A 22,192-nucleotide genomic window follows, 5' to 3' on the forward strand; every position below is an offset into this window, starting at 1 on the left:
TTGCTATGACACCTTCAGTACGTTGGGCCTTCGGGTCCTTTTTCTTTTTATATTTCGCTTATGTTGGTTTAGTTTCTCCATACGCTAGCCTCTTCTTTGTTGATCAGGGCTTTAACGTCATTCAGATTTCTGTCTTGATGTCGATGTTGCAAATTACTCGCATCATTGGACCTTTCTCATGGGGCTGGTTATCTGACTACCTCTCCAACCGCATCGGCATTATTCGGTTTTGTGCTTGCTTGGCTAGCGTGACCTTCTTAGCCATTTTTTATCTGCATAGCTACATCGCATTCTTTGTGTGGATGTTTGTGCTGCACACGATTCTCAGTAGCTTGATGCCGCTAGGAGAGTCTGCAACAGTGCACGCCTTATATAAAGATAATTCTTTTGATAAACGCTACGGCAGATTGCGTCTGTGGGGATCCTTAGGTTTTATTGCTATGGTGCTGTTTGCAGGTGAATTATTTCAGCGCAAGAGTATCGAACTCTATCCCATCGTAGGCTCTGTAGTGTTGTTGTTATTGGCGATGGTGACCTTTCGTTTACATGAGCCTAAGGTACAACGTCATAGGATGGTGAAAGGGGAATTGCTCTCCGTATTGCTGAATCCAGATGTGCGCTGGTTTTTGGTATCCGGATTTTTTATGATCTTTGCCCATGCTGCACTTTACGTCTTTTATTCTCTCTACTTGACTAAGCTTGGCTATAACAAATTTCAGATCGGTCTCTTTTGGGCGCTTGGCGTTTCTGCAGAAGTGATCTTCTTTTATTTCCAGAGTAAAGTCCTCAGTCGTTTGCAACCCGAGATTGTTTTGCAAGCCTCTTTTGGGGTTGGTGTGCTGCGTTTCATTTTGATTGCATTTTTTCCGCTCACCTGGGTATTGATCATCGCTCAAGTCATGCATGCCGGAACATTTGCCGCGCACCACAGTGCCGCAACGAAATTACTGCAGCGTTGGTTTACTGGACCATTACAGGCAAGGGGTCAGGCCTTAATGGCAACTGTATCTTACGGTTTGGGGGGCACCCTTGGCGGACTGTGTTCTGGTTGGATTTGGGATTTAGCGCAACCCCGTGATGTCTTTGTGATGTCGGCTTTTGCTTGCGGACTAGCCGGCATGGCGATTCAGAAACTCAGGCCACAGGACCCAGTTCACAAACCTATCGCATCACATTGAGGTGTAGTTTGGGCCACCGCCACCTTCTGGTGTGACCCAAATAATATTTTGACTCGGGTCTTTGATGTCGCAGGTTTTGCAATGAATACAGTTTTGCGCATTAATCTGCAAACAGACCTGACCATCTTTCTCAATGTACTCATACACACCAGCAGGGCAGTAGCGTTGCTCTGGTCCGGCGTAGGTCTTCAAATTGAGATTAACCGGAATAGCTGCGTCTTGCAGCTTTAAGTGGGCCGGTTGATTTTCAGCATGATTGGTATTTGATAGAAATACAGAAGACAAGCGATCGAAACTAATCTTGCCATCAGGTTTGGGATAGACAATCTCTTGGTGTTGGCTAGCAGGCTCTAAGCATTCATGATCGGCGTGACGATGATGAATTGTCCAGGGCACATTGCCACCAAAGATTTTTTGCTCTAGTCCAACCATTAAGGTACCAAGATAAAGTCCCTTAGACATCCAGGGCTTGAAGTTGCGGGCTTGTTGAAGTTCGGTATACAGCCAGCTATTCTGAAAGGCAGCGGGGTAAGCAGCCAACATGTCATGTGAGCGATTCTCAGACAGAGCAGCGACTGCAGCTTCAGCAGCCAACATCCCCGTTTTGATTGCGGCATGACTGCCCTTAATGCGAGACGCATTCAGAAAGCCAGCATCACAACCAATCAGGGCGCCACCTGGGAAAATGGTTTTAGGCAAACTATTGAGTCCACCTGCAGTCAGGGAGCGGGCGCCATAAGCCAAGCGTTTACCACCCTCAAAAGTTTCCCGAATTTTGGGATGCAATTTGTAGCGCTGGAATTCTTCGAAAGGAGAGAGGTAGGGATTCTGATATGCGAGGCCTACTACGAGCCCCACTGCAACTAAGTTATTACCTAAGTGATATAAGAAAGAGCCGCCATAAGTATCGGACTCTAAAGGCCAGCCAGCGGTATGCACCACCAGACCGGGTTTACTCTGCGCAGGATCTACTTCCCAAAGCTCTTTAATACCAATGCCATAGGTTTGGGGGTCGCAATCTTCATCGAGCGCAAAGCGACTGATGAGTTGCTTGCCTAAATGTCCACGAGAACCTTCCGCGAAGAGGGTGTACTTAGCATGCAACTCCATACCGAGTTGGAACTGCTCAGTGGGATTACCTTCTTTGTCTAAACCCATCGAGCCTGTGACCACTCCGCAGACGGCGCCTTGTGCGTTATACAAAATATCTGCTGCAGGAAATCCAGGAAAGATTTCAACACCAAGTGCCTCAGCTTGTTGACCTAGCCAGCGAGTGACGTTAGCTAAGCTCACAATGTAATTGCCTTTATTCTGAAAGCATTCCGGTAAAAGCCATTCAGGAACAGAATACGAGCGATCTTCTGTCAGAAAGAGAAATTGATCTTGACTAACTGGAGTCTCTAAAGGCGCACCCATTGCTTGCCAATCTGGAAAAAGCTCGCCTAGGGCTTTAGGGTCCATGACGGCGCCAGACAGAATATGGGCACCGATCTCAGAACCTTTTTCAAGTACGCAAACACTGAGCTCTTTGCCAGAAGATTGGGCTAGTTGTTTGGCTTTGATTGCTGCAGATAAGCCAGCAGGGCCACCACCGACAATGACTAAGTCATAGTCCATCGATTCTCGAGGGCCAAATTGTTCAAGCAACTGCTGGGAATTCATTCCATCTCTCCAGGATCAAGGTCATAGTTTAGTTCCAAGCAGGGTATTAGGCTTAAAGCCGACGGATTCGGGCCTGAACCAGTCATGATCGGAGAGGCATTATGATGAGCTTTTCTCCATTTTTAGCAATCTTGGGACTTAACTTATGAATAAAACCTACCCATCCGCATCCGATGCATTGCGGGATATTTTGAAGGACGGTCAAAAAATCGCTGTAGGCGGTTTTGGCCTTTGCGGTATTCCAGAGGCCCTGATCTTGGCTATCAAAGAATTGGGAGCCCAAAACCTCACGGCGATCTCTAACAATGCTGGTGTGGATGAATTTGGTCTTGGTATTCTCTTGCAGTCACGCCAAGTGAAGAAGATGGTTGCCTCGTACGTTGGCGAGAACAAAGAATTTGAGCGTCAATACTTAGCCGGTGAGTTGGAGTTGGAATTTACTCCGCAAGGTACCTTGGCAGAAAAACTCCGCGCAGGTGGTTGTGGCATTCCGGCTTTCTTCACTAAAACGGGAGTGGGTACTTTAGTTGCGGATGGCAAAGAAGAAAAAGTATTCGATGGCGAGCGTTACATCATGGAGCGCTCTATTGTTTCTGATATCTCCATCGTGAAAGCATGGAAAGCAGATCGCTCTGGTAACTTGGTTTATCGCTATACCGCACGTAACTTTAATCCAGTGGTAGCAATGGCTGGCAAGATTACGGTTGCTGAAGTGGAAGAGATTGTGGAGAACGGTCAGCTCGATCCAGATCAAATTCACACGCCAGGCATATATGTACATCGCTTAGTGATTAATCGATTGCCTGAAAAACGCATTGAGCAACGCACCTTGCGTGCCGCCTAAATAGATTAGTAGATCAAAGGAATATCGAAATGGCTTGGAATAGAGATGAGATGGCAGCTCGTGCTGCTCAAGAATTAAGAGATGGCTACTACGTCAACTTAGGGATTGGCATGCCAACTCTAGTTGCGAACCATGTGCCAAAAGATATGGAGGTATGGCTTCAATCCGAAAATGGTTTGCTGGGCATCGGTCCGTTTCCAACTGAAAAAGATATTGATGCCGATTTGATCAACGCGGGCAAACAAACCATTACGACTTTGCCTGGCTCATCGATTTTTTCATCGGCAGATTCTTTTGGGATGATTCGGGGCGGCAAGATCAATATCGCAATTTTGGGCGCCATGCAGGTCAGTGAATACGGCGATTTAGCAAACTGGATGATTCCTGGCAAGATGGTCAAGGGTATGGGCGGTGCGATGGATTTGGTTGCCGGCGTAAAGCATGTGGTTGTGCTGATGGAGCACGTTGCCAAGAAAAAAGATGGCACTGAAGAGATCAAAATTTTGCCTAAATGCACCTTACCCTTAACTGGTGTAGGGGTCATCAATCGCATCATTACTGATTTATGTGTTTTAGACATTACTCCTGACGGCCTGTTTTTAGTGGAATTAGCCCCTGGTGTAACAAAAGAAGAGGTCATCGCTAAAACGGGTGCGCCAGTCAATACCAATGGTTTTTAGACTGTCACACTAGATGGTGAAATAATGGGAGCACCTATGTCTGGCTCCCATTTTCACCATCATCACCATCACTCGCATAAGCGGGTGCATTCAGTTAGTCATATGAGTGATGGCGAGGCTCATGAATTGCATGCCCATAAAAAGGGTGATGCAAAACACTCTCACACAAAAGAAACCTCCAATCAGAATCTATTAATCATTGCCTTAGTTCTGACTCTGAGCTTTTCAGTGGTCGAGATGATTGCTTCTTATCTCTCGAATTCTTTGGCGCTAATCTCCGATGCAGGTCATATGGTGACTGATGCAGCTTCATTGGGCTTAGCTGTTTTGGCACAGATGATTGCCCGTCGTCCACCATCACCTAAACACTCTTTTGGCTTGGGTAGGGCAGAAGCGCTAGCGGCCTTCGTGAATGGCATTGCGATGTTGGCATTGGTTGCTTGGATCGTGTTTGAAGCCATTACCCGTTTCTTCACACCACATGTAGTCAATGGTATGACTGTCACGGTTGTGGCTGCGTTAGGTTTACTCATGAATTTGGTGGTTGCCTGGGTGCTTTCTAAAGATCAAAAGAGTGTGAATACCCGCGCAGCACTATTACATGTGATGGGGGATTTATTAGGTTCGGTTGCTGCCTTGGTTGCTGGCTTAGTCATTCAGTACACCGGTTGGATGCCGATTGACTCATTACTCTCGATCTTGGTGTCCTTATTAATTCTGAAATCGACTTTCACAATCTTGCATGAGTCCTATCACTTTCTCATGGAAGGTGTGCCGCCCCATATTGATTATTTACAAGTGGGTAGCGATCTTAAGAAAGTGCCTGGCGTCGTAGCAGTGCATGACTTACATATTTGGGAGATGACCCCTAGCTTTCCTGCTTTGATTGGCCATATTGAGGTTGAGCTCATGAAAGAATGGCCACAAATCATGTCACGAATTCATGATATGTTGTACACAAGACATGGAATTGATCATGTCACCTTGCAACCCGAAGAGACGCAATCTTTAAGTGAAGCACCAAGTCATGATGATCACCCCGAGATTGTTCCTGAAGCTTTATCCCAAGCTACACCCGCTCCCATGATCGATGCATCAACCCTGAAAGAATCCCAGATGCATCCTAGTACCCATTTTGTAGTTTGTCGTAGCGGCGAAGGTAAGCATCGCATGGCCTATCAAGCATGGGGCAACCCTAAAAACCCTCGCGTCTTGATTTGTGCGCATGGCCTGAGCAGAAGGGGTAGCGACTTCTCAACCCTTGCGCAAGCACTCTGCGATCAGTATTACGTGGTTTGTCCCGATGTGATTGGTCGAGGTGAGTCTGATCGCTTAAGTAATCCGATTATGTATTCAGTGCCGCAATATGTTGCGGATATGAAATCCCTCGTAACCCATTTAGGTGTGAAGCAAGTGGATTGGATTGGTACCTCGATGGGGGGCTTAATTGGAATGGTATTCGCAGCTTTGCCTAATTCTCCGATTCGTCGCATGATCATCAATGATGTGGGACCTCGTATTGAACCGGCAGCGATTGAGCGCCTGAGCTCCTATGTTGGTAAACCTTTTGCTTTTAGTAGTCGTGCTGATGCTCTGGAGGCCCTGAATCAGATTACCGCAACCTTCGGCGATCACACTCCCGAAGAGTGGGAAAAGTTGAATGGCCCACAATTAATTGAACAAAACGGAGTTTGGGGTCTTCATTACGATCCGGATATTTCAGTACCGTTTAGCTCAGTCACGCCGATGATGGCAAAGGCTGGTGAGATGGCAATGTGGCACACCTTTAAGCAAATTCATATTCCGATGCTGATTGTGCGTGGTGGCGATTCAGATCTTTTATCACCCGAGACGGTGGCGAAGATGTGTAAGCTGAACCCCAATGCGAGAAGTATTGAGATTCCTAATGTAGGTCACGCACCAGCCTTTATCAAAGCCGAACAGATAGCGCTTGCCAAAGAATTTTTCAGTTCGTGATTAAATGTAAGAATGGCAAATGCCCCTAGCCTTAGTAAAAAACCGCTATTTATAGACGCTTGGCATGGTGAACCAACCGAGCAGCATGCGGCTGGAGTTTTGCAGATTCTGCAAACTTTGCATTTAGATGAAGCCACCTTAACTGCCGCAAGTCATATTGGACGTACGCACGGCAAAGAAGCGCTAATAAAATTAATCGGTGAAGAATCAGCCAGACTGATCATTGGTTATCGCGATTTACGCCAGGCTCAAGCTAAGCTGCTTCGCGCAGATGGTGGTGTCAGTGTTACTGGTCAAGAAGAAATGCTGCGCAAGATGTTGCTCGCATTTGGCGATGATCTGCGTGTGGTACTGCTGTATCTAGGCTCTCGCTTGCAAACGCTACGCTGGGTGACGCAACAAAAAATTAGCATGCCAGAAGCCTGGTCGCAAGAGATTCTCAATATCGATGCATCACTTGCTAACCGTCTGGGTATTTGGCAAATGAAGTGGGAGATGGAGGATCTGGCTTTTAGAGCTTCCTCTGGTGATACCTATCGAGATATTGCCAAGATGCTTGATGCCAAGCGTAATGAGCGAGAAGTCTTTATTGCGCAAATCGTAAAGCAACTACAAGATGAACTGGCCGCAGCCCGTATTGATGCAGAAGTATATGGACGCCCTAAACATATTTTCAGTATCTGGAAAAAGATGCAGGGTAAGTCACTCGACTTTGCTAACCTCTATGATGTGCGCGCATTTCGGGTTCTGGTCCCTGATGTTAAATCTTGTTATGCCAGTTTAGGCTTAGTCCACAATATCTGGCAGCCCGTACCCAGAGAATTCGATGACTACATTGCACGGCCAAAGCCGAACGGCTATCAGTCTTTGCACACGGTAGTGATGGACGACCAAGGCATTGCTTTTGAGATTCAGATTCGTACACATGAGATGCATCAGCAAGCTGAGTATGGTTTAGCAGCCCATTGGCGCTATAAAGAGGGCGCTTATCAAGCTGGACAGCAGACCGGAACGCATAGTGCGGCAGCAGAGTACGAAAGACAAATTGCGTGGGCAAGACAGCTAATCTCCTGGAAAGAAGATGCATGGGAACAATTAAAGCACCACGAGATTGATGATCATATTTATGTGCTTACCCCGCTCGGTAAAGTCATTTCATTAGAGAAGGGCTCATCCCCAATTGACTTTGCTTATGCCGTACATACCGATTTAGGCCATCGTTGCCGTGGCGCGAGGGTTGATGGCGCGATGGTACCGCTTGATACCCCACTACAAAATGGGCAGACGATTGAAATCATTGCAGTCAAGCATGGTGGACCATCACGTGACTGGATTAGCCCTGAACGTCATTATCTTCGTTCTCAGCGGGCCCGAACTCGCGTGAGAGCTTGGTTCAATGCGCTCGATGATGAGCAAACTGAGAAAGTTCCCGAGAAAACGGAGACTCATAAAGCAGAAGTCAAGCTTACCGCTCCCGAAACTGAAATTGTTTTGCGACAAAGTTCTCGTAAATCTGGTCACGCTAGTGATGTGTTGGTGGTGGGTGTCGATTCTCTTCTCACGCAATTGGCACGATGCTGCCGCCCAGTTCCGCCAGATGTGATTGCAGGATTTGTGACCCAGGGTAGAGGGGTGTCTATTCATCGTCGATCTTGCAAAACCTTTCGGGGACTATTGGAGCGTGCTCCTGAGCGTGTCATTCAGACCGCTTGGAATGCAAGCCATAGTGATGGAAAAGACTATGAGAAGCGGGTTTTTCCAGCAGATTTGGCGGTGAGTGCCTTAGACCGCCCAGAATTAATGCGCGAGTTATTTGAGATTCTGACCAGACAAGGTATTCATGTGATCGACTTACGCAAATCGGTTCGCAAAGGCCTGGCCCAGATCTTATTCACAGTTGAAGTGAAAGACTCAGAGGCCCTACGCTTGGTTCAAAACAGCTTAGAAGAGCTCAAAGGCGTGACGCTCGTGCGCCGCCGGTGATAAACTCTTGTTTTATATAGGCTCGTAGCTCAGCTGGTTAGAGCACCACCTTGACATGGTGGGGGTCGTTGGTTCGAGTCCAATCGAGCCTACCAACGAATTTGACCCAGAGCGCGGTTGCCGAAAAGCCACCGCGCTTTATTTTTGGTCTGTAAGCATTTTTACTAAAGCACATGTGATGGAGTTGTTATGGTGGTAGTTACTCTTCCTGACGGATCGAAACGCGAGTTTGAGAACGCAGTGCGGGTGTTTGATGTCGCGCAGAGCATTGGAAGTGGTCTTGCTAAGGCAGCTTTAGGCGGGATTGTTGACGGCAAGATGGTGGACTTAAGTCACCTCATTGAGCAAGATGTTCAGTTAGCAATCGTGACCGACAAAAGCCCTGAAGCCCTCGAGATCATCCGTCACTCGACAGCACACCTCTTAGCTTACGCAGTGAAAGAACTCTTTCCTGATGCCCAAGTCACGATTGGCCCAGTCGTCGAGAATGGTTTCTACTACGATTTCTCTTATCACCGCCCATTTACTCCAGACGATCTGCTTGCACTAGAGAAGAAGATGGCTGAGCTTGCTAAAAAAGATGAGCCCGTTATTCGTCAAGTCTTGCCTCGTGATGAAGCAGTAAAGTTCTTTAAAGATCAAGGCGAGCATTACAAAGCAGAAATTATTAGTAGCATTCCGCAGGGTGAAGATGTCTCGCTTTATACCGAAGGTAAGTTCACTGACTTATGCCGTGGACCGCACGTACCGTCGACTGGCAAGCTCAAAGTCTTTAAGCTCATGAAGCTGGCTGGCGCTTACTGGCGGGGCGATAGCAAGAATGAAATGCTTCAGCGTATCTACGGTACAGCTTGGCTCAAGAAAGAAGATCAAGATCAGTATCTTCATATGTTGGAAGAGGCTGAGAAGCGTGATCATCGTCGCTTGGGTAAATTGCTTGATTTATTTCATTTTCAAGAAGAGGCGCCAGGTTTAATTTTTTGGCATCCTAAGGGCTGGTCAATTTGGCAAGAAGTTGAGCAGTACATGCGACGCGTGTACCAGCAAGAGGGCTATCAAGAAGTTAAAGCACCACAAATTTTGGACCGTGGACTCTGGGAAAAATCTGGACATTGGGATAACTACAAAGAGAATATGTTCACCACCGAGTCAGAGAATCGGGCTTATGCATTAAAGCCGATGAACTGTCCTGGCCACGTGCAAATCTTTAATGCTGGCTTACATAGCTATCGTGAGTTGCCATTGCGCTATGGTGAGTTTGGACAATGTCATCGCAATGAACCATCGGGTGCATTGCATGGCTTGATGCGCGTACGCGGGTTCACTCAAGATGATGGTCATATTTTCTGTACCGAAGATCAGATTCAGGCTGAAGTAGCGGCCTTTGATAAAGCAGTACGCCATGTATATCAGGATTTTGGCTTTACTGAGGTTGCAGTCAAATTGGCATTGCGTCCCGCTAAGCGGGTGGGTGATGACGCGATTTGGGATAAAGCCGAAGCCGCTCTGAGAGGAGCCCTTATGGCCTCAGGTCAAGAATGGGAAGAATTACCCGGCGAAGGAGCTTTTTATGGTCCGAAGATCGAATATCACCTCAAAGACTCGATTGGCAGAACCTGGCAATGCGGCACGATTCAGGTAGATTTTTCGATGCCAGCCCGATTAGGGGCTGAATATGTGGCAGAAGACAACAGTCGCAAGACCCCAGTCATGCTCCATCGGGCAATTGTGGGCTCTTTAGAGCGTTTTATTGGGATTTTGATCGAAAACCATGCTGGAAATATGCCAGTTTGGCTTGCTCCTACCCAAGCTGTAGTCCTCAATATCTCGGAAAATTCAGCCGCTTATGCCAAAGAAGTCCAGCAATCTCTGAAAAAACAAGGGTTTAGAGTTGAATCAGATTTGCGGAATGAGAAAATTACGTATAAAATACGCGAGCACGCATTACAGAAGCTCCCATTTTTGCTAGTTGTTGGCGATAAAGAGCGTGAAAGTAATACGGTGGCCGTTCGTGCCCGTGGCGGAGTGGATTTAGGCGTAATGCCTCTTGATGCCTTCGTTGCCCGACTCCAGCAGGATATTTCCCAGAAAGTCGGACCCGAGCCTAGCTAGGGGTGGAATGGTTTTTATTGTTTTTTTAGAGGAATTAGAAGATCGCTACTGAAAAATTGCAGCGCATTAATCGGGAAATAACTGCTCCTGAAGTGCGTTTGATTGGAATCGATGGTGAAGCCATCGGTGTAGTTAAGTTGAGTGAAGCCCTGGCTTTAGCAGAAGAGAAAGAAACCGATTTGGTGGAAATTGCTCCGACAGCTGAGCCTCCAGTAGTCCGAATCATGGACTTTGGCAAATTCAAGTACCAAGAAGCCAAGCGTCAGCATGAAGCCAAGCTGAAGCAAAAAGTGATTCAGGTGAAGGAAGTGAAATTCCGTCCCGGCACAGACGATGGTGACTATGGTGTGAAGCTACGTAACCTAATCCGCTTTTTGGAAGATGGCGATAAGACAAAGATTACGCTGCGGTTTCGGGGTCGTGAGATGGCCCACCAAGAAATCGGAGCCAGAATGTTGGAACGTTTGAAGTTGGACCTGGAAGAGTTTGGTCAAGTTGAACAGTTTCCAAAGATGGAGGGTCGGCAGATGGTCATGGTGCTGGCTCCCATTCGTAAGGCTAAGTAACAAGTTATTGCAACTTGTGGTTTAGGTAGTGATGTGCTTCTGGGTACAGGAAGAGTAACCGTCGGTTACCACCTATGTTGCGCAAAATAAGAAGGGGTGCTTTATGCCCAAGATGAAGAGCAAGAGTAGCGCTAAGAAGCGCTTCACGGTTCGCGCAGGCGGATCGATCAAACGAGGACAGGCTTTCAAACGCCATATCCTCACCAAGAAAACCACTAAGAACAAGCGTCATTTGCGTGGTTCCACCGAAGTTGCGAAGGCAGACGTTAAGTCTATTCGCTCCATGCTTCCTTACGCTTAACCTCAGACTAGATTAGGAGAATTCAATGCCAAGAGTCAAACGTGGGGTTACCGCAAGAGCCCGTCATAAAAAAATCACCGATGCCGCAACAGGGTATCGTGGTCGTCGTAAAAACGTATTCCGTATTGCTAAGCAAGCAGTTATGCGCGCTGGTCAATATGCTTATCGTGACCGTCGCAATAAGAAACGTGTGTTCCGCGCTTTGTGGATCGCCCGTATCAATGCGGCTGTGCGTGAGCATGGTATGAACTACAGCGTTTTCATGAATGGTATGAAGAAAGCCTCTATCGATCTCGATCGTAAAGTGCTTTCAGATATGGCCATTGCTGACAAAGCGGCTTTTGCTGCTTTAGTTACTCGGATTAAATCCGTAGTCAGCGCTGCCGCTTAATTCTTTACTAAAAGAATTCAGCCGCAATGGTTTCTCTCGACCACATTGTCGAGGATGCCAGACGTGATTTCCTCGGAGCTGCCGATGCGGCAGCTCTAGAGGACGCCAAAGCTAGGTATCTCGGCAAATCAGGGGTTCTCACTGAGCGTCTCAAGGCGCTTGGTGGAATGTCGCCCGAAGAGCGCAAGAGTGCTGGCGCCCAAATTAATCAAATCAAGACCCAAGTAGAAGAAGCGCTACAGGCGCGTCGCCAAGCACTGGCTGATGGTGTTTTGCTTGAGCGTCTTGCAGCGGAGTCGATAGATGTCTCCTTGCCAGGTCGTGGTCAGGCTGTTGGTAGTTTGCATCCTGTGACTCGGACTTGGGAGCGTGTGGAAGAGATCTTCCGCTCCATTGGCTTTGATGTAGCAGATGGTCCTGAAATTGAAACCGATTGGTTTAATTTCACTGCATTAAATAGTCCTGAGAATCATCCTGCACGTTCGATGCAGGACACTTTTTATATTGATGCTAAAGATGAGCAAGGCAAACCTCTGCTGTTGCGCACCCATACCAGTCCAATCCAAGTTCGTTATGCCAGCGAGCATGTCAAACGCTATGCCAATGAAAAGGTCATGCCACCTATTAAGGTGATTGCGCCTGGTAGAACCTATCGTGTCGATAGTGATGCAACCCATTCACCCATGTTTCATCAAGTAGAAGGCTTATGGATTGCCGAAAGCGTTTCTTTTGCGGATCTCAAAGGCGTCTATACCGATTTCTTAAGAACCTTCTTTGAAACGAATGCATTGCAAGTGCGTTTCCGTCCTTCTTACTTCCCATTCACTGAACCATCAGCTGAGATTGATATGGCCTTTGGTGGCGGCAAACTCGCTGGACGTTGGTTGGAGATTTCCGGAGCAGGGCAAGTTCATCCTAATGTATTGCGCAATATGGGTATTGATCCCGAGCGCTACACCGGCTTTGCTTTTGGTTCTGGATTAGAGCGCTTAACAATGTTGCGCTATGGCATCGACGACTTACGTCTCTTCTTTGAGAACGATTTACGCTTTCTCGAACAGTTCCCAGCATAAGAAAAGGACCCGGCATGCAATTTTCTGAATCCTGGCTAAGACAATACGTCAATCCTGAGCTTGATAGCGCAGCCCTAGGTCATGCTATGACGATGGCGGGCTTGGAGCTTGAAGAGCAGCACTCAGTTGCCCCAGCCTTTACCCAGATTGTGGTTGCGCAGATTCTGTCTGCTGAGCAACATCCTGATGCGGATCGTTTAAAAGTCTGTAAAGTGAACGCCGGTACTGGCCAAGAATTACAAATCGTATGCGGCGCACCTAATGCTCGCCCAGGAATCAAAATTCCTTGTGCTTTGGTTGGTGCTCAATTGCCACCTTCTGAAGTCGGGGGAAAGCCATTTCAAATCAAAGTGGGTAAGTTGCGCGGTGTCGAAAGCCAAGGTATGTTGTGCTCTGGTAAAGAGCTCGGCTTGGGTGATGATCATGAAGGTATTTTGGAGTTGCCAGCTGATGCTCCTGTAGGCAAAGATATTCGTCAATATTTGGATTTAGATGATCAGATTTTTGTCATCAAGCTCACGCCTAATAAAGCGGATTGTTTGTCTTTGGTTGGTATGGCAAGAGAAGTTGCGGCGATTACCGGAGCGGTACTCAAAAAGCCTGAGTGGAAGGCCGTACCGGCTTCCATTAAAGACCAACGCAAAGTCATCGTTGAGAACACAGAACTTTGTGGCCGCTTTGCTGGTCGTGTGATTCAGGGCTTGAATGCAAAAGCCAAAACACCTGATTGGATTGTGCAACGTCTTGCCAGAGCAGGTCAAAGAAGTATTTCTGCCTTAGTGGATCTATCCAATTACGTCATGCTCGAGGTGGGTCAACCTAGTCATGTATTTGATTTGGATAAAGTCACCGGCGACATCATTGTGCGTTGGGCGAAAACGGGTGAGCAATTAGAGCTCCTCAATGGTCAGACTGTTCAGCTGGTAGAACAAAATAACCCCAAGGCACTCTCTATTGGCGTAGTAGCCGATCAAAATGGACCATTAGCTCTAGCTGGAATCATGGGCGGCAATCATTGTGCCGTGAGTGACGACACTAGGAATATCTTTGTAGAAGCGGCTTACTGGCAGCCCAACGCTATTCAGGGGCGTGCCCGTCGCTTTAACTTTAGTACCGACGCTGCCCATCGCTTTGAGCGTGGCGTTGATCCCCAGGCGACAGTCGATTGCCTTGAGTATTTATCTGCTTTGATTATTCAAGTGTGCGGCGGACAAGCCGGCCCCATTAATGATCAAGTTCTGGCCATGCCCGAGCGTAAGAGCGTTAAGATGCGCCTAGATAGAGCCAGCAAAGTGATCGGTATTCCATTAACAACCCAAATTGTGAGTGGTGTATTTCAAGGTCTAAACTTTGACTTTAAGCTCGAGAGCGATACCTTTATTGTTACGCCGCCAAGCTATCGCTTTGATATCGAGATCGAAGAAGACTTGATCGAAGAGGTAGCACGCATGTATGGTTTTGAGAACATCCCAGACCATCCACCAGTAGCTAGCTTAAAAATGAGTGCTAAGCCTGAAGCAAAGCGGGCAGTGCATTTATTACGTCAGCGCTTTGCTCTGCAGGGCTATCAAGAGGCAGTGAATTTTGGCTTTATTGATGCTGAAAGTGAAAAACGCTTAGTTGGTGCAGGTGATGCCACTCTCATTAAAGTACTCAATCCCATTGCAAGCCAATACGGAGTCATGCGCAGTAATTTATGGGGCGGTTTACTCAATAACCTCAAAGCCAATCTCAACCGAGGTGCAACCCGAGTTCGCCTGTTTGAAACGGGTAGGGTATTTAAGCGAGATACAGGTGTTACTGAGCAGTCTGGCAAAGTTGCTGGTTTTAATCAGCCACAGCGCATCGGCGGTTTGGCTTATGGCAGTTTTGTTCCTGAGCAGTGGGCTAATGCCAATCGCTTTGTGGATTTCTTTGATGTGAAGGGTGATCTTGAGCGGGTATTTGACCCACTTCATCTGGTAACTGAGACTGCGCAGCACCCCGCCTTACATCCAGGGCGCTCTGCACAAGTCATGATGAAATCACCTGAGGGCCCTGTGATTCTGGGCTGGATCGGCGAATTACATCCAGTTTTACAACAGGCTTATGAGTTGCCGCAAGCGCCGATCTTATTTGAGCTCGATTTGGAGCTCTTGCGTAATGTCGGTCTGCCACAGCCAGAAGAACTGAGCAAATTCCCTGCGGTACAACGTGATCTTGCGGTGGTAGTAAAACAAAACATCGCGGCGCAAGTGTTGCTTGATGCAATGTATGCAAGCAAACCCCATTTTGTCCGATCCATTGAATTATTTGATGAGTTCCGTCCCAAGGCAGGATCTGCATCGATGGCAGAAGATGAAAAGAGTTTGGCATTCCGTGTCACATTGTTAAATCCTGAGGACACATTGCAGGATGCACAAATTGAGGGCGTAATGAGTGGCTTATTAGTTGCCCTAGAAAAAAAATGTGCCGCGCGCTTGCGCTAGGTTTAGTATTACAAGTTCTGAGAAAATTTAATAAAAGTATTGCGAAAGAATCTTGCAATGAACAGCGTAAATAGCAACGACACCGTTACCAAGAATGAGCTCTCTGAGGCCTTATTTGATCAGGTTGGTCTTAATAAGCGTGAAGCAAAAGATATGATTGACGCCTTTTTTGATCGTATTGGACAGTCACTTGAAACCGGCGTAGAAGTCAAAATTTCTGGATTTGGTAACTTTCAACTTCGCAATAAGTCTGCGCGCCCTGGGCGTAACCCTAAGACTGGTCAGATGATTCCAATTGCGGCTCGCCGGGTCGTAACCTTCCATGCCAGTCAAAAGCTTAAGGATGTAGTGGAGTCGCATGCTCGAGAAAACAGAGTTTGATGCCAGCGCCAGTGGCACAACACTAACTAGTGCCCAGCTGCCCCCGATTCCTGCTAAGCGGTATTTCACAATTGGTGAAGTTGCAGACCTATGTGGCGTTCGCTCACACGTATTGCGCTACTGGGAGCAAGAGTTCTCGCAATTGAGCCCTCAAAAGCGACGTGGTAATCGTCGCTATTACCAACACCATGAGGTCGTGCTGATTCGCAGAATTCGTGCTCTCTTATACGAAGAGGGCTTTACGATCAGTGGCGCTCGCAATCGCTTAGAAGAGGCTCGCGGTGAACTACAACTCCGCGAAGAATTACAGGCTGTTTTGCAGATTTTGGCTAAATAAGCCCCATTCCATCAAATTCTGAGCTGATACAATTTTGTCTTTCGTCGGGGCGTAGCGCAGCCTGGTAGCGTACTTGCATGGGGTGCAAGTGGTCGGAGGTTCAAATCCTCTCGCCCCGACCATACTTCAAGCCCATCCTAGAAATTGATATGACCTCCACCCATAGCTCACCAACCTCCATTCCTTCAGTTGATTACTTTGGCCTAGATATTCCTTTTCTAGCCCATTTAGGCGTGGTTCCTGAATATGCCAAAGAAGGTAAGGCGTTGATTAGCTTAGATCTCAAACCCGAGCACCTCAATAGCTTTCAAGTTGCTCAAGGCGGGGTAATCATGGCTATATTGGACTTTGCGATGTCTGCAGCAGCTCGCAGCACCTTTAATCACCCCCTCGGCGCTACTACTGTTGATATGACAACCAGCTTTTTACGTCCCAGTCGTGGAAAGCTCATGGTGGAGGGTAAGGTTCTTAAATCCGGCAAATCGATTCAGTATTGCGAAGCGGTAGTCATCAATGCCGCCGGCGAGATCACCGCCAAAAGTAGTGGCAGTTTTATGCTCAGGGCCAAGTAGAGCGGGGATTTAAGCTCGATATTAAATAAGTATTATCTATAATATTAATAATATATAGAATTAATATAAAACCATACCATTCGTATTGGTTTAACTCATTAAATCCTAATAATTGATTATTAAGTTAACTATCTTATAATCTGGCTTCCTTTTCATTATCTAGAAAGTCATCAATATGTCCTCTTATAAAGAGTTATTAGCTCAGCGCGAGCAATTAGATAAACAAATTAAAGAAGCCATTGCCCGCGAAAAAGCAGACGGGATTGCTAAGGCTAAGCTTATTATTGATCAGTACCACCTCAGTGCATCCGACCTATTTAGTCGAAAATCGGGTTCTGGACCTAAAAGTGGCGGCAAGGTAGCTCCGAAGTACCGTAACCCCGCTAATGGTGAAACCTGGACCGGTAGAGGTAAGGCTCCAAAATGGATCGAAGGTAGAGATCGCTCTAGCTTTTTAATTTAAGTCATTGAATTAATTGCACTATTTATTTCTGGCGCAATGTTTAAAAAAAGCCATCACCCCTCGGGTTGATGGCTTTTTTATTAGATTCTTTCCATAAATACCGGTTTTAGTGGCATTTTCTGGCTAAAGCTTCAATAAATACGGTTTCAAGACTTTCTAGTCTCGATTTATTGGCAAAAGTATTATCAAGATCGCCATTTGTAGCTGGATAAGGAACAATCAGGGGATTCTGTTCTATTAGCCCATCCTCTAGTTCTTTTTGCAGGTCTTGGGTATCTTTTGGGTGAAGCGCTGTACTGGCGCTGATATTTTCTTCAGCCAGACTCATCACCCCGGGGTGCAGTTTGATAAATCCCTCATCGACCAAAATGGGAGTGCGTTGGGTATCTTTGTTTTTGCTGAGGTAGTGGATGAGGTGGACTTGCTCGACTGGGGGAATCAAGGCGTCTAAAAAGATCAGATCGGGTGCCAGGGAGACAGATTTCATAAGCCCCTCTAAGCTATCGATCGAAATCTCCATCTCCACCTTAAGCTGCCATCTTTGTAGAGCCTCTAAAAGCTCAAGACTATTCTCAGTCCGCCTAAAAATACCCATTGCGATGCATTTCTGGGTGGACTTTTGCCGCATGGCCCGCTTTCGACGTTGTAACTGCTGCTCAAGAGAGCTCGCCAAAATACGACGGTGGCCGCCTCGGGTTTTCCAGGCAATCAATTCTCCTAATTCCACCATTTTTTGGACTGTGCCCAGGGATACTTGTAGTACTTTTGCGCTTTGACGGGTGCTGAGGTATTCCATTCCAGGGGTGATTTCTTTCATATTTCCTTCATTTGAGGTGTGATTTAAAGATTTAAAGAATAAAAATCAATTTCATTTGAATCTGTCAGCCACGCTTGAATAGCAGGTAGGAAAGTTCTGATTCATCAGCAGGAAATAGGGAAAGGCCCTAGTGGTTAGGCAGTTAATCGTGTTAAATTACTACGGTAGTAACAGTATTTGCACAGATCGATTCGTGGACTGGTGAAGCCAGAAAGCGAATGGTTATAACCACAGTTTTTATTCGGGAAACCCGATGAAAGGTGAGCATCATGATGCAGGACCAGAGAGATAACTCGTATCTCTTCGGGGGAAATGCCCCCTATGTAGAAGAACTCTATGAATCGTATTTGCTAGATCCAGGCTCTGTTGAGGATCATTGGCGAAATTATTTTGATAGCGTAAAGCAGGTGCCAGCCGTGGATGGTTCATCCATGAAGGATATTGCTCATGCACCCATCGTGGCATCCTTTGCCGAGCGTGCTAAGCAAGGTCCCATTAGAACGGTTTCCGATTCGGCTGACTCTGAGATGGGTCGTAAGCGTGTCGCTGTTCAACAGCTGATTGCTGCCTATCGAAATGTGGGTAATCGTTGGGCGGACTTAGATCCATTAAAGCGTTCTGAGCGCCCAGATATTCCCGAATTAGATCCTGCGTTTTACGGCTTTACTGATGGCGATATGGACATCGTCTTCAATACCAGCAATACCTTCTTTGGCAAGTCAGAAATGACTTTGCGCAATTTGTTGCAAGCCTTGCGTGAAACTTATTGCGGCACTATTGGTGTCGAGTTCATGTTTATTGCCGACCAAAAGATTAAGAAGTGGTGGCAAGAACAGTTGGAGTCGATTCGTTCGGCCCCTCAATTTAATGTGGATGAAAAGCGCCAAATTTTGGATCGCTTAACTGCTGCAGAAGGATTGGAGCGCTATCTCTCCGCTAAATATGTTGGGCAAAAACGCTTTTCACTGGAAGGTGGAGACAGCTTTATCCCTTGTATGGATCAATTGATTCGTCAGGCTGGTGCAGAGGGCGTGCAAGAGATTGTCATTGGTATGGCGCATCGTGGACGTTTGAATGTGTTGGTCAATGTTCTGGGCAAGATGCCAAAAGATCTCTTTGCTGAATTTGAGCATACCGGCCCAGAAAATCTGCCTGCGGGTGATGTTAAATACCACCAAGGTTTTTCAAGTGATATCTCGACACCAAGTGGTCCAGTGCACCTATCTTTAGCCTTTAATCCCTCTCATTTAGAAATCGTTAATCCTGTGGTTGAGGGTTCTGCTCGGGCGCGTATGGAACGTCGTGGCGACTTAATGGGTAAACAAGTGTTGCCTGTTTTAGTGCATGGTGATGCTGCAGTAGCAGGACAGGGCGTAGTGCAAGAGACCCTCGCGATGGCTGAAGTGCGTGGCTATTCGACTGGCGGTACAGTGCATATCGTAATCAATAATCAGATTGGATTTACAACCTCTGACCCACGCGATTTGCGCTCAAGTCTGTATTGCACCGACATTATGAAAGTGATCGATGCACCAGTCTTGCATGTCAATGGCGATGACCCTGAAGCAGTAGTGCTGGCCACGAAGTTGGCGCTAGACTTCCGGACCCAGTTTCATAAAGATGTGGCAATTGATATTGTTTGCTTTCGCAAACTCGGTCATAACGAGCAAGATTCGCCCGCAATGACCCAGCCCTTGATGTACAAAATCATTGGTGACCACCCCGGCACCCGCAAGTTATACGCGGATAAATTAGAAGCCCAAGGTATTCTCACGGCTGGTACTGGCGATCTCATGGTCAAAGAGTATCGTGCTGCGATGGATGAGGGTAAGCAAACTTCAGATCCTATTTTGAGCAACTTTGTTGGTAAATATGCGGTGGACTGGTCACCATTCCTGAATAAGAAATGGACTGACGAAGCCGATACAGCTATTCCTCTAGCTGAGTGGAAGCGCTTAGCAGAGAAGATTTCTGCAAATCCAAATGATTTCAAGGTGCATCCATTAGTGGAGAAGGTTCTCAACGACCGTGCCGCTATGGGACGTGGTGAAGTAAATGTGGATTGGGGCATGGGCGAGCATATGGCCTTTGCCTCATTGGTAGCCAGCGGTTATCCAGTTCGCCTATCGGGTGAGGATAGCGGTCGAGGTACCTTTACCCACCGTCATGCTGTATTGCATAACCAAAATCGTGAGAAGTGGGATACCGGGACTTACGTTCCACTGCAGCATGTCACCAAAGATCAAGCTCCCTTTATTGTGATTGACTCGATTCTGTCAGAAGAGGCCGTGCTTGGTTTTGAATATGGCTTTGCATCAGCAGAACCCAATACACTCACGATTTGGGAGGCCCAGTTTGGTGACTTTGCTAATGGCGCCCAAGTGGTAATCGATCAATTTATTGCTTCTGGTGAAGTGAAGTGGGGTCGTGCTAATGGTTTGGTCATGATGCTGCCACACGGTTATGAAGGTCAGGGTCCTGAGCATTCCTCTGCGCGTTTAGAGCGCTTTATGCAATTGTGTGCTGATACCAATATGCAGGTGATTCAGCCAACGACCGCAGCACAGATCTTCCATGTTTTACGTCGTCAAATGATCCGTCAGTTCCGTAAGCCTTTGATCTTGATGACGCCCAAATCGCTCTTGCGAAATAAGGAAGCCTCATCACCACTCATTGAATTTACTAAAGGTAAGTTCCATACAGTTTTGCCTGAACGTGATGAGAGTATTGATGCTCAAAAAGTGACACGTCTTTTGATCTGCTCAGGCAAGGTCTACTATGACTTAGCCAAAGAGCGTACTGAGAAGAAGATTGGTGATGTAGCGATTATTCGCTTGGAGCAACTCTATCCATTCCCACACAAAGCCCTGACAGCAGAATTGAAAAAGTATCCTAATCTTGCTGAAGTGGTGTGGTGTCAAGATGAGCCTCAAAACCAAGGCGCTTGGTTCTTTGTTCAGCACAATATTTTGGAGAACATGTCTGAAGGCATGAAGTTATCTTATGCCGGACGTCCTGCTTCAGCTTCACCTGCAGTGGGCTATGCCCATCTCCATCAAGAACAGCAGAAGTCATTAATCAATGCCGCATTTGCCAAACTTAAAGGTTATGTGATCACGAAGTAATCGTCGACATAATCTCAACCCATACCTCTAGGAATCATCATGGCTATATTTGAAGTGAAAGTCCCCCAGCTCTCTGAATCTGTTGCAGAAGCAACTTTATTACAGTGGAAAAAGAAAGTCGGCGATGCTGTTGCGCAAGACGAAATCTTGATCGAAATTGAAACCGATAAAGTCGTGCTGGAAGTTCCCGCACCATCTGCTGGCGTGCTGACTGAAGTTTTGGTTGGTGATGGCGGCACAGTCGTTGCCGAGCAATTAATCGGCAAGATCGACAGCACTGCAGTAGCCAGTGCAGCGCCGGTAGCAGCTCCAAAAGCGGCAGCCCCTGCCGCAAAGCCTGCTGCAGCTCCTGCATCCAGCTCTTCATCAGCTGCCCCTGCAGCTGCACCTTCAGCAGCAAAGCTCATGGCCGAGAGTAATCTCAATGCAGGTCAAGTGGCTGGCTCAGGCCGTGATGGCCGTATTACCAAAGGTGATGTACTCAACGCCGTATCTGGCGGCACTAAATCTAGTGCTGCACCTTTGCCAGCCGTCTCGATTCCTTTAGGTGATCGCCCAGAAGAGCGGGTGCCAATGACCCGTTTGCGTGCTCGGATTGCCGAGCGTTTACTGGAGTCCCAAGCTAATAACGCCATATTGACTACCTTTAATGAAGTCAATATGGCGCCGGTGATTGCGATGCGCAATAAATACAAAGATATCTTTGAAAAGACCCACGGTGTGAAGTTGGGTTTCATGTCCTTCTTTGTGAAAGCGGCTACACACGCTTTAAAGAAGTTCCCCTTACTGAACGCATCGGTAGACGGCAACGATATTGTGTATCACGGTTACTTTGATATTGGTATCGCAGTTAGTTCACCGCGTGGTTTAGTGGTGCCTATTCTGCGTGATGTTGACCAAATGAACTTGGCTGACATTGAGAAGAAAATTGCTGAGTATGGTGCTAAGGCTCGTGAAGGCAAGCTCACTATTGAAGAGCTTACTGGCGGCACTTTCTCGATCTCCAATGGTGGTGTGTTTGGTTCAATGCTTTCAACTCCAATCATTAATCCACCTCAGTCAGCAATTTTGGGGATTCATGCGACTAAAGATCGCGCCGTTGTAGAAGATGGGCAAATTGTGATTCGTCCAATCAACTACCTGGCGCTGTCTTATGACCATCGCATTATTGACGGTCGCGAGGCAGTACTCGGCTTAGTGGCCATGAAGGAAGCTTTAGAAGATCCTTCACGCCTCTTACTTGATCTGTAAGCGGGGCATCT

19 protein-coding genes and 2 tRNA genes are annotated in these 22,192 nt (G+C 47.1%); 19 read left to right on the forward strand and 2 right to left on the reverse strand.

Going from position 1 to position 22,192, the window contains the following annotated elements; genetic code table 11:
- Positions 1–5 precede the first annotated feature (5 nt).
- On the forward strand, positions 6–1,178 hold the full coding sequence (locus Pas1_RS04405) for an MFS transporter (RefSeq protein ID WP_112294616.1): 1,173 nt from the start codon (positions 6–8) through the stop codon (positions 1,176–1,178).
- On the opposite strand, the gene Pas1_RS04410 is transcribed toward Pas1_RS04405, so the two are convergent.
- The gene (locus tag Pas1_RS04410; protein WP_112294617.1) at positions 1,170–2,840 is read right to left on the reverse strand and encodes an electron transfer flavoprotein-ubiquinone oxidoreductase; all 1,671 of its coding nucleotides are present in this window, start codon (positions 2,838–2,840) and stop codon (positions 1,170–1,172) included. The genes Pas1_RS04405 and Pas1_RS04410 overlap by 9 nt on opposite strands.
- A 145-nt stretch (positions 2,841–2,985) precedes the next feature.
- Between Pas1_RS04410 and Pas1_RS04415 the strand changes: the two genes are divergently transcribed.
- From Pas1_RS04415 to Pas1_RS04490, 16 genes are all read left to right on the forward strand, one after another.
- Entirely contained in the window at positions 2,986–3,684 is a 699-nt protein-coding gene (locus tag Pas1_RS04415) for a CoA transferase subunit A (protein WP_112204192.1), read from the forward strand.
- A gap of 29 nt (positions 3,685–3,713) precedes the next feature.
- Positions 3,714–4,364: a CoA transferase subunit B gene (locus Pas1_RS04420; RefSeq protein WP_112204190.1), complete on the forward strand. Its 651-nt coding sequence runs from the start codon at positions 3,714–3,716 to the stop codon at positions 4,362–4,364.
- A gap of 36 nt (positions 4,365–4,400) precedes the next feature.
- Entirely contained in the window at positions 4,401–6,341 is a 1,941-nt protein-coding gene (locus Pas1_RS09840) for an alpha/beta fold hydrolase (protein ID WP_318784738.1), read from the forward strand.
- Positions 6,342–6,353: 12 nt separating this feature from the next.
- Entirely contained in the window at positions 6,354–8,324 is a 1,971-nt protein-coding gene (locus Pas1_RS04430) for a RelA/SpoT family protein (RefSeq protein ID WP_112294619.1), read from the forward strand.
- An 18-nt stretch (positions 8,325–8,342) separates the two neighbouring features.
- Positions 8,343–8,419: transfer RNA gene (locus Pas1_RS04435), tRNA-Val, on the forward strand.
- A gap of 94 nt (positions 8,420–8,513) precedes the next feature.
- The gene (thrS, locus tag Pas1_RS04440; RefSeq protein ID WP_112204183.1) at positions 8,514–10,436 is read left to right on the forward strand and encodes a threonine--tRNA ligase; all 1,923 of its coding nucleotides are present in this window, start codon (positions 8,514–8,516) and stop codon (positions 10,434–10,436) included.
- 41 nt (positions 10,437–10,477) lie between these two features.
- Positions 10,478–11,002 carry a translation initiation factor IF-3 gene (gene infC, locus Pas1_RS04445; RefSeq protein ID WP_174683302.1) on the forward strand — a complete coding sequence of 175 codons (525 nt, stop codon included), beginning with the start codon at positions 10,478–10,480 and terminating at the stop codon, positions 11,000–11,002.
- Positions 11,003–11,105: 103 nt separating this feature from the next.
- Positions 11,106–11,303, forward strand: a complete 198-nt coding sequence (gene rpmI, locus Pas1_RS04450; RefSeq protein WP_112204179.1) for a 50S ribosomal protein L35 — start codon at positions 11,106–11,108, stop codon at positions 11,301–11,303.
- Between the two features lie 25 nt (positions 11,304–11,328).
- A complete protein-coding gene (gene rplT, locus Pas1_RS04455; protein ID WP_112204177.1) occupies positions 11,329–11,694 on the forward strand; it encodes a 50S ribosomal protein L20 in 366 nt (121 codons plus the stop codon).
- A gap of 26 nt (positions 11,695–11,720) precedes the next feature.
- Complete coding sequence (pheS, locus tag Pas1_RS04460; protein WP_112294620.1) at positions 11,721–12,767, forward strand: phenylalanine--tRNA ligase subunit alpha; 1,047 nt, start codon at positions 11,721–11,723, stop codon at positions 12,765–12,767.
- A 14-nt stretch (positions 12,768–12,781) separates the two neighbouring features.
- Positions 12,782–15,235, forward strand: a complete 2,454-nt coding sequence (gene pheT / locus Pas1_RS04465) for a phenylalanine--tRNA ligase subunit beta (protein WP_112294621.1) — start codon at positions 12,782–12,784, stop codon at positions 15,233–15,235.
- Positions 15,236–15,292: 57 nt separating this feature from the next.
- Positions 15,293–15,616: an integration host factor subunit alpha gene (locus Pas1_RS04470; protein WP_112204171.1), complete on the forward strand. Its 324-nt coding sequence runs from the start codon at positions 15,293–15,295 to the stop codon at positions 15,614–15,616.
- Entirely contained in the window at positions 15,594–15,953 is a 360-nt protein-coding gene (locus tag Pas1_RS04475; RefSeq protein WP_112204170.1) for a MerR family transcriptional regulator, read from the forward strand. The genes Pas1_RS04470 and Pas1_RS04475 overlap by 23 nt, the downstream gene beginning before the upstream one ends.
- 45 nt (positions 15,954–15,998) lie before the next feature.
- Positions 15,999–16,075, forward strand: a tRNA-Pro gene (locus Pas1_RS04480).
- Between the two features lie 27 nt (positions 16,076–16,102).
- Positions 16,103–16,525 (forward strand): PaaI family thioesterase, encoded by a 423-nt coding sequence (locus Pas1_RS04485; protein ID WP_112204168.1) that lies wholly within the window; start codon positions 16,103–16,105, stop codon positions 16,523–16,525.
- 175 nt (positions 16,526–16,700) lie between these two features.
- The gene (locus Pas1_RS04490; RefSeq protein ID WP_112238262.1) at positions 16,701–16,988 is read left to right on the forward strand and encodes an H-NS histone family protein; all 288 of its coding nucleotides are present in this window, start codon (positions 16,701–16,703) and stop codon (positions 16,986–16,988) included.
- A 106-nt stretch (positions 16,989–17,094) separates the two neighbouring features.
- On the opposite strand, the gene Pas1_RS04495 is transcribed toward Pas1_RS04490, so the two are convergent.
- Positions 17,095–17,805, reverse strand: coding sequence for a helix-turn-helix domain-containing protein (locus Pas1_RS04495; RefSeq protein ID WP_112209259.1), 711 nt, complete (start codon positions 17,803–17,805; stop codon positions 17,095–17,097).
- Between the two features lie 269 nt (positions 17,806–18,074).
- Here Pas1_RS04495 and Pas1_RS04500 point away from each other — a divergent pair, with 269 nt between their 5' ends.
- Positions 18,075–20,930 (forward strand): 2-oxoglutarate dehydrogenase E1 component, encoded by a 2,856-nt coding sequence (locus Pas1_RS04500; RefSeq protein WP_112294622.1) that lies wholly within the window; start codon positions 18,075–18,077, stop codon positions 20,928–20,930.
- Between the two features lie 39 nt (positions 20,931–20,969).
- A complete protein-coding gene (odhB, locus tag Pas1_RS04505) occupies positions 20,970–22,181 on the forward strand; it encodes a 2-oxoglutarate dehydrogenase complex dihydrolipoyllysine-residue succinyltransferase (protein ID WP_112204160.1) in 1,212 nt (403 codons plus the stop codon).
- Positions 22,182–22,192 lie beyond the last annotated feature (11 nt).

Source organism: Polynucleobacter paneuropaeus (assembly GCF_003261235.1).
Lineage (GTDB): Bacteria > Pseudomonadota > Gammaproteobacteria > Burkholderiales > Burkholderiaceae > Polynucleobacter > Polynucleobacter paneuropaeus.